The sequence below is a fragment of the Vreelandella lionensis genome, from assembly GCF_044543515.1.
Classification (GTDB): Bacteria; Pseudomonadota; Gammaproteobacteria; order Pseudomonadales; family Halomonadaceae; genus Vreelandella; species Vreelandella lionensis.
In genome coordinates this window covers 16,856-27,392 of record NZ_JBITWC010000039.1, presented here as the reverse complement: position 1 = coordinate 27,392, position 10,537 = coordinate 16,856, and the positions used below count along the sequence as shown (strand labels likewise).

Annotated in this window: 10 protein-coding genes; 4 read left to right on the top strand and 6 right to left on the bottom strand. The window is 47.6% G+C overall.

Annotated elements, in window-relative coordinates; translation table 11 throughout:
* The first annotated feature begins 141 nt into the window (after positions 1-141).
* Together ACIGG6_RS17615 and ACIGG6_RS17610 are read left to right on the top strand one after the other, a co-directional pair.
* Entirely contained in the window at positions 142-1,281 is a 1,140-nt protein-coding gene (locus tag ACIGG6_RS17615) for a hypothetical protein (RefSeq protein ID WP_399846343.1), read from the top strand.
* 164 nt (positions 1,282-1,445) lie between these two features.
* Positions 1,446-2,153 carry a hypothetical protein gene (locus ACIGG6_RS17610; RefSeq protein WP_281997894.1) on the top strand — a complete coding sequence of 236 codons (708 nt, stop codon included), beginning with the start codon at positions 1,446-1,448 and terminating at the stop codon, positions 2,151-2,153.
* Positions 2,154-2,309: 156 nt separating this feature from the next.
* On the opposite strand, the gene ACIGG6_RS17605 is transcribed toward ACIGG6_RS17610, so the two are convergent.
* The 5 genes from ACIGG6_RS17605 to ACIGG6_RS17585 form a co-directional block, all read right to left on the bottom strand.
* Positions 2,310-2,678, bottom strand: coding sequence for a hypothetical protein (locus ACIGG6_RS17605; protein ID WP_281997895.1), 369 nt, complete (start codon positions 2,676-2,678; stop codon positions 2,310-2,312).
* Positions 2,679-2,753: 75 nt separating this feature from the next.
* Positions 2,754-4,427, bottom strand: coding sequence for a phosphoethanolamine transferase (locus tag ACIGG6_RS17600; RefSeq protein ID WP_399846340.1), 1,674 nt, complete (start codon positions 4,425-4,427; stop codon positions 2,754-2,756).
* Between the two features lie 22 nt (positions 4,428-4,449).
* Complete coding sequence (locus ACIGG6_RS17595) at positions 4,450-5,136, bottom strand: phosphatase PAP2 family protein (RefSeq protein WP_281997897.1); 687 nt, start codon at positions 5,134-5,136, stop codon at positions 4,450-4,452.
* Entirely contained in the window at positions 5,118-5,495 is a 378-nt protein-coding gene (locus ACIGG6_RS17590; protein WP_281997898.1) for a diacylglycerol kinase, read from the bottom strand. The genes ACIGG6_RS17595 and ACIGG6_RS17590 overlap by 19 nt, the downstream gene beginning before the upstream one ends.
* Positions 5,496-5,803: 308 nt before the next feature.
* Positions 5,804-6,943, bottom strand: coding sequence for a glycosyltransferase family 9 protein (locus ACIGG6_RS17585; RefSeq protein ID WP_399846338.1), 1,140 nt, complete (start codon positions 6,941-6,943; stop codon positions 5,804-5,806).
* 292 nt (positions 6,944-7,235) lie between these two features.
* Here ACIGG6_RS17585 and ACIGG6_RS17580 point away from each other — a divergent pair, with 292 nt between their 5' ends.
* Together ACIGG6_RS17580 and ACIGG6_RS17575 are read left to right on the top strand one after the other, a co-directional pair.
* On the top strand, positions 7,236-7,898 hold the full coding sequence (locus tag ACIGG6_RS17580) for a response regulator (protein WP_058579755.1): 663 nt from the start codon (positions 7,236-7,238) through the stop codon (positions 7,896-7,898).
* A complete protein-coding gene (locus tag ACIGG6_RS17575) occupies positions 7,895-9,328 on the top strand; it encodes an ATP-binding protein (protein ID WP_399846337.1) in 1,434 nt (477 codons plus the stop codon). The genes ACIGG6_RS17580 and ACIGG6_RS17575 overlap by 4 nt, the downstream gene beginning before the upstream one ends.
* 80 nt (positions 9,329-9,408) lie before the next feature.
* On the opposite strand, the gene ACIGG6_RS17570 is transcribed toward ACIGG6_RS17575, so the two are convergent.
* The gene (locus ACIGG6_RS17570) at positions 9,409-10,173 is read right to left on the bottom strand and encodes a hypothetical protein (protein WP_281997901.1); all 765 of its coding nucleotides are present in this window, start codon (positions 10,171-10,173) and stop codon (positions 9,409-9,411) included.
* Positions 10,174-10,537 lie beyond the last annotated feature (364 nt).

Below are 10,537 nucleotides of genomic sequence, written 5' to 3'. Positions count from 1 at the left end.
CAGAGCGAGAAGCCATGTATTATGAGCAACAGAGTCAGGCAAATAAGGCTGCTTGACTCAAACTAACGGGTCTCCGAGAAAGCCGGTACGGTTCAATGGCCTGTCAAATTTACATATCGTGTTCATAAACACGATGCCATTTTGCTCGCCCATATGCTGTACGATCCCTATGCGGAGCAGGCTGCCAGAAAAATTTATTCGCAGCTTGAATCCCGTTTCCCCGAAGATAGGATACTTTTTGAGGCCATGCCTTGGTTCCAGGGAAGCGGGGAACTCTCTGTTTCTGGCGTTCCGATTGATGGTGGCAACACATTCCTAGGGTTGCAGATATTAGGCTGTACACAGCCCGATGGTGCCACGATCCATCGTGAAAGAGAGGAGTCAGGGACAGCGCCCGCCAACGATGGCGATGATGCTCCCACTCAATTCCCCTATCATCAGCTTCAAGATATCCCCGATGTCATTGACCTGACCGATGATGAAGAGCCCGACCATGGCTCTTCTTGGCTGGATATTACTGAGGAGGAATTCGTTATTTTAGGTAAGCCTCGCGTTGTCCTGGATAAGCGATATACCCGAAAAAACGTGCCCGATACACGAGGCGTCCCCGTTCCTGGTGACGAAACGATTTTCTCCACCGGAGAGCCCTATGGGTCAGGAAAGGGAGTGGGACAAGCATCTATTCATGCCCCCATTACACTGGAGTCGCAGGGCTTTCTACGTGATATGTGGAATGCGCTTCTCTATTTAAAATCAGCCTATCCTACAGCGATTCATAGCGTTAGCTGGTTTACCTTTGAAGACGGCTTCAGCACGTCCCCTGATCCTCGATTAATTAGCCTCGAACCCTTCGGCACAGACGATGAGGTAGAAACGTCCGTGGCCAATTGGGTCTATATGGATACTCAAACCAAGGTTCTTCGCGGGGTACTTGTCATCAAGGTGCATGTGTTAGGTCAAGCGCTTTATCTCATGGAACTCCAGCGACGCCCTCCGAAACCCAGAAATGGCGGTAGGGAGGAAGGGTCAAAACCTCCGTCCTACAAAGGTTTAGTGTTTACGTTGGATCACCAAGACAGCTTTGAACACTGGTTGCGCCAAGTGCTGTCTAATGTGCGGCACGTTGAAGGTGTCGTTCAAAAGCTCGTTCGTCACTGCCCAGGATTCGCCGATACGTTCAAGCACCCGAAAGCCAAAAATGAGAACGTTCCAGGAGAAGCCTCCGTGCTGAATGCCTTTAGCAAGGTCGGTATCATGCGAGCTGACCTATCAGGGCACTAGCTATGTGAGGCACGTTATGATTAAAGCCAGTATAACAGCAAAGGCAACCGGACTGAGCAAGCGAAGGCTGCTCATTACCGTGCTCGACGCTTTTCGACTAGCATTCAGAAGAGCTCAGACTGACACAGCGCTAGGCGATTCATCAAACTAATAGGGCGATCATAATGGGTGACTTATATATCTCTTCGGCAGAAAAAGAAGCCTTAAAAACCATCGACTCCGACGAGCTAGACCTAGCCATCAGGGAGTGTGTCCGCAGCGTAACGCCAAGTCAGCTCTACGGATTTAATTTAGAAAGCTGCGGCCTATATGTTTCAAACAAGTTGAGAGAATTTCAAAAGTCAGTTGATGCACATTGTCGGGCCAAGTCATCTAAAAAGCGTGATGAAACCGCTGAGTCAATGCGTCGAGCTGCTGATGATCTAACATATGCGGTTCAGCAGATGCAGCAGCGGATGGAAGAAGAAGAGAAAGACAACCTGTTGTTTCAAGTCGATGACCATATCTTCCAGCCCTTTCATTACAGTGATCGTCTGGAAGTGCGACTTGGGTACCAATGGCGTAAAAATACGGCGGATGATTGGACGTATGGCACCATCACGTTCCTCTATACACCTGATCTTAGCCCCGATTACAGCTTTCCATTACCTAAGCGAAAGCCCAGTGCTGCGAAACTGGCACAGGAGCGTCAAGAAAAACTACGGGGTGAATGGGAACACCTTAAATTGTTAAGCCTTCATTCCCTTAGGGATTTTTTTAGGGGCGGAGGAAATGGCCACGATGTTCCTAAAAGCTACACTGTGACTACAGACCCATATAACCGTAGTCTGAATAATTTCAGCGCACACTTTTGGCGTCAAAGCGCGACCTGAAAAAAAGCCATGCCATTGCTCACTCGCTGCAGCATAATTTATCTGCCACGAACCGAGTTAGGCATGGTTACACGCACTCTCAGAATACCCTTTAAAATCCACACACGCACTTCCCGTACTACATAAACAGAAGAATGCCGCTCGACATAAAGCATGCTAACCTAATAAATATAAAACCATTAGTGTTCCAACTCCGGCTGCACCTAATGCATCGAGCATATCTATCAAATCATTTTCAAAAACTTTCAATGCACTAGCAGAAAAGCAGCATCTAAGAAACTGTGACATGCCATTAGCCATAACACTTAATATAGCAATGGTGACTTCTATATATTGTTCTCCAACCACCCACAGCAGAATGGACAGTAAAGAAATCAAAACGATGCTGACTTTAAAGGAAAGGCACTTGGCATAACCAATAGGTATATTAATAATCATTATCGAATCCTTCGGGATTGCCATGCTTTTAGGTATAATCTCTTTCCAACCTTTTTGACGGGAAGTCAAGAATGGCGACACATTCATTTCATGCACCATAAATAGTTGGCAAAAATTAGGAGAAGTATGTCATGGAATACTTAACAAAAAATTAAGCATTCATCACTTGGCGAATCGGCACGCTTGACTAATATCTGCTTCCTGCTGATAAACGTCTGTCACTACGCCCAGCAAACCTAGCACGCTGTGGAATAAGTTGTCGTGTGAGGCGGCTTGGTTGGCACGACGGTGTAAACACTCAGTATCAAGCCTTTGTTGCTGTGAAAATGAGGTGGACAGCCACCAAATCATAGGCACATGCGTTTGCTCGTTGGGGGCAATAGCGTAGGGAATCCCGTGCAGATAGAGCCCTTTTTCACCAAGTGATTCGCCATGATCCGAGAGATAGACCATGGCGGTTGCGTAATCATGCTCACGCTCTAGCGTGTCAATCACCTGATCCAGGACGTTATCGGTATATTGAATGGCATTATCGTAGCTATTGGTGATGGCCTCTCTTGTGCATTTCGCCAAATCAGCATTTTCACAGGCAGGAACAAAATGCTCGTAGGCTGTAGGATAACGTTGATAATAGCTGGGCCCGTGGTTGCCTAACTGATGTAGCACAACCACCTGGTCAGCAGGCGTACTACTGAGTTGCGTTGATAAGGCTTGAACCAATGCCTCGTCGAGACATCGCCCATCTTGACACAGAGACGCATACTCCTCTGGTGAAACCGCTTTTGTCGTCACCCCCTCACAGACGCCTTTACATCCTGATTGGTTATCCAGCCAAGTAACCTCTAACCCCGCGTGCGCTAATACGTCTAGCAAGGACTCATGCTGCTGAGCATAGGATTTAGAGTACTCAGCACGGCCCGGTAATGAAAACATGCAGGGTAACGAGACCGCCGTGCTCGTACCGCATGAGGAAACGTCTGCAAAATTGATAACGTCAGGCCGTTGGGCAAGTTTGGGGGTGGTTTGGCGCTCATAACCATTTAAGCCCCAATTCGCCGCTCGTACCGTTTCACCCACCACGATGACGAGGAGTATAGGTTTGTCACCCTCTGATGAAGGGATGTAGGCGTCCTCTCCTACTGGGGAGCGCACCATATTTGCGTTAATATGCTGGCTAGAAAGAGCCTGCACCATAGAAACAATATAATTACCTGGAGTTACCAAATATCGAAGCTGCTTATTGTTTCGCATGAGCGACGATATTTCTTGGTAAGATAAAAATACGGCCAACAATAATATAGCAAAGCTGGCAATTAAGTAAGACGAGCGAAGCAATATAGCCTTCTTCCATGTCAAAGGTATTAGTCTGACTCGCCAAACCACAAGGGTCGGCAATAAAAAAAAGAAGGCCAAATGAATTAGCAAACCGGTAGTGAGAAGTTCTTTCGCTTCGTTAGTGTCTGTTTGAAGCACATTATCCAACATGGAGGTGTCAAAATAGGTACCATAGTAAGTAGTGAAATAACTAACGAAGGCTGCAATCAGAAGAAGTAGCGTTAACAAAGGCTTGACTGTTATGCGAAAAGAAAAGCTAGCAAAGACTAAAAAATTAAGACAGATCATTACCAAGAGCATATTGGCAAAGGTTAGCCATGTATGAATGACAAATAGGTCATACCCCTCTAAGGCTTGCTGCCAAAAAGGGATGTTATAGAAAACGCTCAAGATGACTACTATCCATAAGACAAGCTGCTCTGTGTTTAAAACAGGGCGATAATGGGAAAGTTTGTTAGCTGCTTTCACCATTTTAGAATAAGCAATATTTTCTGGGGGCATCGAAAAGATCTCTATAAAAAAGCTAACAAACACGGTTGACTAATAAGACTTTTGACAGTGAAAAGCTTACTGTCCAGCTAAGCATCAGCGTCCAGAGATCGTGAGACAGAAAATGCGCTCCGCGTAGCTGTTGAGCAAACCCAAATGCAAGGCCAAGCCCTAACCCCACCGCAAGTCCTGCCCATCGCCAGCGGGGTCGTACAGAGGCGCAAAAGAAGTAAAGTGCTATCCATGCATATCCTGCACTGGCATGCCCAGCGGGAAAGCAGGCGGATGCTGGCAATGAGGGTGGGCGTATGTCGAGCAGGCCAATAAATCCTCGAACTCCTCCATAGCGAATTAAATCCCAAGGGCACTCCATACTCACCAAGTGCTTAATTGTCGCAACGAGTAACGTCGAAATAAGCGTTGAGGAAAAAAGATATAAAAGCGGTATGCGGTACTCTTTAAGACAATCAAAACTAAAGCTTAGTATCAACAGTATCAGTGTAGCTATACCCATCAACAGGCTTAGCCATTTACCGCCTTTGTGAATCACACCCTGAGCCAAGAAGGTATCTTTCCATGCCCAGGTACTACCTTGAAGACGATAGAAAAAATCTGCTAGCGTGAAATCTACATTTAAAACACTAAAAACTGACATGGTAAGTAGAAATAAAAGCCAGGCGGATACCAAGGACATGAAGAATCTTAGTTGAATATCACGCATAGCCATACGCTCACTGTCATAAGAATGGTCAACATAACAGCTGCCGCGCCCATGTCTTTTGCACGCCCACTAAGCTCGTGATGCTCTGTTCCGATACGGTCAACAGCACACTCGATGGCGGAATTTATAAGTTCCACTATCGCGACAAGCGTCAGTGACAAAAATAGTAACGCCTTTTCAGAGTAGGTGGCATCAATAAAAAATATAACAGGATATAAAACTAGACAAAGTATCACTTCCTGTCTAAAAGCAGATTCGTTTATCCAACAAGCCTTTACTCCAGAAAAGGCATTAATAGAAGCACGAAAAATTCGTATCACACCCTTTCCATTAGGTTTTGATGCAGTTGACGTAGGCAAGTCGGAGCTCTCTTTGATAGGATAGTAAAGCTACTATAAAGACCAAAACTTAACGAAAAATTATGCAATTTTATTCAGTAGCTAAATATTCGAGCTGGAACAATCAAACAAGCCATTGCTGTTATGCTCTTTGTACAACCTGAGAACACCTGAGCCCACAAGCTGCCTCGCTTAGGCTTGTCCCCCTGATTCTCCATGACACTGGTTAGAGCAGGCTTATTGCAACGCCTAATACACTCTTTGTTTCAGGGTTGCGTGCCCGGATACATACATTTTGACATCAAGTTTTAAGCCCCTCTCGGTGTAGGCTAGCCTATTACCGCCGCCGTTTGCTCAAGCACTGTTGTGTTCTGTCTATCAACATTAGCGAGTATCGCTTCAACAACCGTGCTGACCTCTGGACGCCACAGTGTGGTGTCATAGGCTTCTCGTGGTACAAAGGCGAGTGATTTTTTCTGGCGTATGAGTGAAATGGTGGCGACATCGAGTGCTGCCGCTAAGTGCATAGGGCCTGAGTCGGGTGTTACAAGTAGTCGAGCTCGCTCTAACACGGCGGCAAAATGTCGGATTGGAAGCGGTGGACATAAGTAGCCATACATCGATGACATCAAACGCTGTTCAATGGGTGCTAGAAGCCGAAACTCTTCAGGCCCAAGAAAAACGATATAGCGTATTCTGTGGGCCTCAAGGTTATCGATGAGAGTTAGCCAAAAGGCCAGTGGCCAACGCTTTTTTTGATGTCCACCCACAAAGATCGCGATAAAGCCAGAATCGGATAGATGATTGCTATGAAGGCCAATTAACTGTTGAATCTTTTCCATTGCCTGATAGCGCTCCTGCACAGTTAGCTGTAGCAATGGCCGATTCCGGCAGACAACACCGAGTGGGCGAGTCAAACTAACGATGAAGTCGTAAGCGTGGGACGACTTCGCATCAACTTCAATGTTGTACAAGCGTTGATCATCTTTACGAGACCCCATGCTGTAACGTGCCCCTATTAACCGAGTCACAATAAAGCCGCTCGTTGATCCCCCGCTGACTTGTACCGCTAGGTCGTAGCGTTGAGCTCTTAGGCGTCGACATAATGTTACACACTGCCAGGGACGAAGAATGGCAGTTCTCGATAATAGATAAAAATTATCTACAGGGCGTTGCTGCAATAGAGGTAGTGTTTTATCAGTTGCTAAATAGTCTATCGTTGCGGAAGGAAAACGTTCACGTAAAGCATCAATAACAGGGGTGCTAATGAGCGCGTTGCCTAGACGAAAATTAGGACGAATGATGAGAATTTTTTCTATGCCTACAACGCTGTCAATGGTTTCTGGGACAGGCGCTTTGAGAAGATACAGCCCCCCTCCCAGTAAATATCGCTTTGCTCTTTTTTCTAAAAATCGAGCCATTATTTTCAAATAATAATTTGTTCTAATGCGTGTTAGTAAGTGCATCATTTGGCGCTCTTCAGTTAATAGCCGATGATGTGCCTTCGGCAACGACAGTTCAGACTCAAGCCGTCAGCCACTCAAAGCGATGCTTTGGCCTCGCACAAGGTCAGGGGGTGTAGCTTGAACCTGAAAAACTTAAAGAAGAATTAAATCGCTCAGTAAAATTGCAAAAAAACAGAATGGCTATCTGACGGCCTGGATTCATATCCACGTTCTGTATGGTCATTACATCGCTATTTTTAAGAAAACCTTAATTTTTTGATGGCTAAAATGACAGCTTGTCGATTGAGGGAGCAGTATGCGAGCACTACTAGTAGAAGATGATCCCTTGCTTGGGGATGGCATTAAAACGGCTCTAGAGCGCGAGGGGTATACAGTCGATTGGTTCATGCTGGGCCGCGAGGCAATCAGCGCTATCGGCAACGAGACCTTCAGTGTGCTTATCTTGGATCTCGGGCTGCCCGATATGGACGGCATGCAGGTACTGAAGTTACTTCGCCGGCAATCCACTTTGCCTATTCTGATTTTGACGGCCCGCGATGCGGTCGAAGACCGTATTGGTGGTTTAGATGCGGGGGCGGATGACTATGTGCTCAAGCCTTTCAATTTACAGGAGCTACTTGCCCGCTTGCGTGTCGTAATGAGACGTTCTGAGGGACGTACCTCGCAGATATTGGCACTGGGGGCGCTGACTATTGATGAGGTACTTCATGCCGTGAGCTGGCGAGGCAAAGACGTTAAATTGGGCCGACGCGAGTATGCCCTACTTTTAGAGCTAGCTAGACACCCCGACCGGGTGCTATCTCGTCCCCGTTTAGAAAATTTACTATATGGTTGGGATGGCGAAGTAGACTCAAATGCGTTGGAGGTTCATATCCATCATCTTCGTAAAAAACTTGCTAAGCACTTGATCGTTAACGTACGCGGGATTGGCTACCGATTGGACAGCACAGTGCAATGACATCAATACGGCGTTATCTACTGCGCACGCTAGCAATTGCCCTGACTGTTACAGGCGGCATGGCGGTGACCGCAGCTTACTTAATTACAAATCACGAGCTAGAAGAGATTCTCGATACTCAGTTAAGTCTGCATAGCCGGATTGTGGCTGGCCAACTCGATCCAAGTGCAACGGTTGACGACTATGCTCGCCTTGCTTCGCGCATGGGGCTGCCTCAGCATCCGGCACAGCTGTATCGCGACGGTATTGCTGTGCCCGTGAACAGCTCTGACTCAGGTTCCAAGCTTTACCACGAAGAAGAACTTAAATTAGTACTGGGCTTTTGGAATGCTGATGGCTCACCTAAGTTATTAGGAAGCAAATGGAATGATGCTGGGCCCTTTCCCAAGCCTTTGGAAGAGGGGTTTCGCTGGGAAAGCTACAATGGTCATCGTTGGCGGGTTTTCAGTATGTTCGATTTTGCCAGCGATACCTGGATTAGCATGGGGCTGAGAGGTTCTTTTCATGATGAAGTAGTGGAACGTATCACCTGGAACAATTTATTGCCGATGCTTTTTTTGCTTCCACTCCTTCTTTGGCTGATGAACCGTATTATCCGGAAAGGGGTTGCGCCCATCCAAGCGCTTTCCAGTCAGGTACAAGGCCGCTCCGCTCGCGACCTAAGCAAAATCGATAATCCTGTTCCTCAAGAGCTTAATGGTTTACGTCAATCTCTCAACGACTTTATTGCCCGACTAAAAGAAACGTTAGAACGAGAGCGACGCTTTACAGCCGATGCGGCTCATGAGCTACGCACGCCTCTGGCAGCCCTGAGAATTCATCTTGACAACGCGCAGGCAGGCGAACAGCAATCACTACAAAAGGCTTATGTTGGGGTGGAGCGGCTGCAGCGTGTGGTGGAACAATTGCTTATTTTGGCTCGCTTGGATCAGGTTGCCGCAACACCGCCAACGACTATTGATCTTTATCCAATTATTGCTGAATTAGTCGCCGAGATGTGGCCAATCGCTGAAGAAAGAGGTCAGCACTTGAAGCTAAAAGGGTTAACCCGGCTTAATGTTAGCGCCGATGAAGTCGAATTAGGCATTCTCTTTCGTAACCTACTGGATAACGCCTTGCGCTACACGCCGCAAGGGGGGCATGTAGAAGTGGAGCTGGCACTTTGGGAAGGAGCGCCTCAACTGATCGTGAGAGACACTGGCCCTGGGCTGCCCGAATATATGTTAGATAAAGTCACTGAACGCTTTAGGCGCGCTTCTGGCCAAGGCATCACTGGCAGCGGATTGGGGTTATCGATTGTTTCGGAATTAGTCCAACGCCAACGAGCCATTCTTACTCTGGCCAACCGTGAGTTTAGTGGGCTAGAGGTAAGCGTGAGATGGACGCCACTCAAATCTCACCAAACTGCTCTGATCGAAAGGCCGGAGTAGTTTTGTCATGGCGCATCTAACGATCAGGAACAGTACAGAAAACTCAGAGTGTCACCAGTATTTGTGATGTCTTTCAGCACTCATGTAATAGGTAGCCAATAAGTTGCGCCTTCCATGTGTAACCGCACCCCATCTCCTGAAAGCTCTATTGTCTGCTGACGTAGCGTTCTTTTCGATACTTTTTTACCATGAAAATATTCCATCGCAGTGACAATCCAACGCTCCCTCCACTCCTCACTTTGTTCAGTGCACTTCGCCATTTTCGTCATAGTGCGAGCCAACTGCTCTTTTCGCTGTTTTCTTGCTCTTTTTTTATCCACTCTAGGGGTCAGTGTGGTGGCATAAAGGCGATTCAGAAAATTGGTAAAGCCTGTTACCGAGGCCGCCTGTCCAGGCACTGCGCTCAAGTAACTGTCCACATCTCCCTGATTGGGTAGCCTCTTTCCCATTCGATCAGTATGAAGTAACAATGCGGCTGCCGGCCTTAGAGCAAGTCGTACTGAAGTGTGAGACGTTTTTCCTGCTGCTCTTCGGACTTCCAATTGCTGCCAGTAGGCCTGCAGCGCCTTTTCTGATAAAGAAGCGGGCGGCATAGTCCTGAGGCACTCCTGAATACGCCGCTTCTCGGAGTCGATTCGTTTTGCTTGATGATCCGGCTTCACCCCTTTTTCTTCATGCAACCATCTCATAGGGAGCCTCACACGCCGCAACCCCTCCGCCCCGAAGTGATGGAGCAGCTCCACATAGCTCGGTATCCGTGACCACGTCTGGTCGAGCTCAAGAAAGAACGACCAGAAGTGGTTGATCTTCAGGGCAGCTTTATGCGGACCTGTGGTGCGAATCATCCATTCACCAAACTCCCCAAATGCCTCACGTAACGCTTTGGTGGTGAGACCGGCTTGACCAATGGAGGTCCGCTTGCGGCATGTTCGTGTCCAGTAGCAAGGCTCACAGACATCGCCTCGACCTGCTGGCATAGGATGGTCACACGATGGACAAGCAATTTCCCCTTGCTCACAACAGGCCTTGCACAGTGCATTTCCGTCGGGTGCCACCACCAATAAACGATGCCGACGACACGCAGAGCAAGTACCGTGGTCTGCCGTCGCACAACTTGGACATAAGCGATGATCATGCCCCATACGCGTCACTCGGGTAAGACGTTGAGACGCCTTCCCACACCCCTCACAGGGTTCCGGCTCTCTAAAA

Coding starts and splice junctions, on each gene's coding strand:
- ACIGG6_RS17595 (WP_281997897.1), bottom strand. CDS start 5,136: ATGCGTGATATTCAACTAAGATTCTTCATGTCCTTGGTATCCGCCTGG.
- ACIGG6_RS17610 (WP_281997894.1), top strand. CDS start 1,446: ATGGGTGACTTATATATCTCTTCGGCAGAAAAAGAAGCCTTAAAAACC.
- ACIGG6_RS17605 (WP_281997895.1), bottom strand. CDS start 2,678: ATGAATGTGTCGCCATTCTTGACTTCCCGTCAAAAAGGTTGGAAAGAG.
- ACIGG6_RS17570 (WP_281997901.1), bottom strand. CDS start 10,173: ATGATTCGCACCACAGGTCCGCATAAAGCTGCCCTGAAGATCAACCAC.
- ACIGG6_RS17585 (WP_399846338.1), bottom strand. CDS start 6,943: ATGATGCACTTACTAACACGCATTAGAACAAATTATTATTTGAAAATA.
- ACIGG6_RS17575 (WP_399846337.1), top strand. CDS start 7,895: ATGACATCAATACGGCGTTATCTACTGCGCACGCTAGCAATTGCCCTG.
- ACIGG6_RS17600 (WP_399846340.1), bottom strand. CDS start 4,427: ATGCCCCCAGAAAATATTGCTTATTCTAAAATGGTGAAAGCAGCTAAC.
- ACIGG6_RS17580 (WP_058579755.1), top strand. CDS start 7,236: ATGCGAGCACTACTAGTAGAAGATGATCCCTTGCTTGGGGATGGCATT.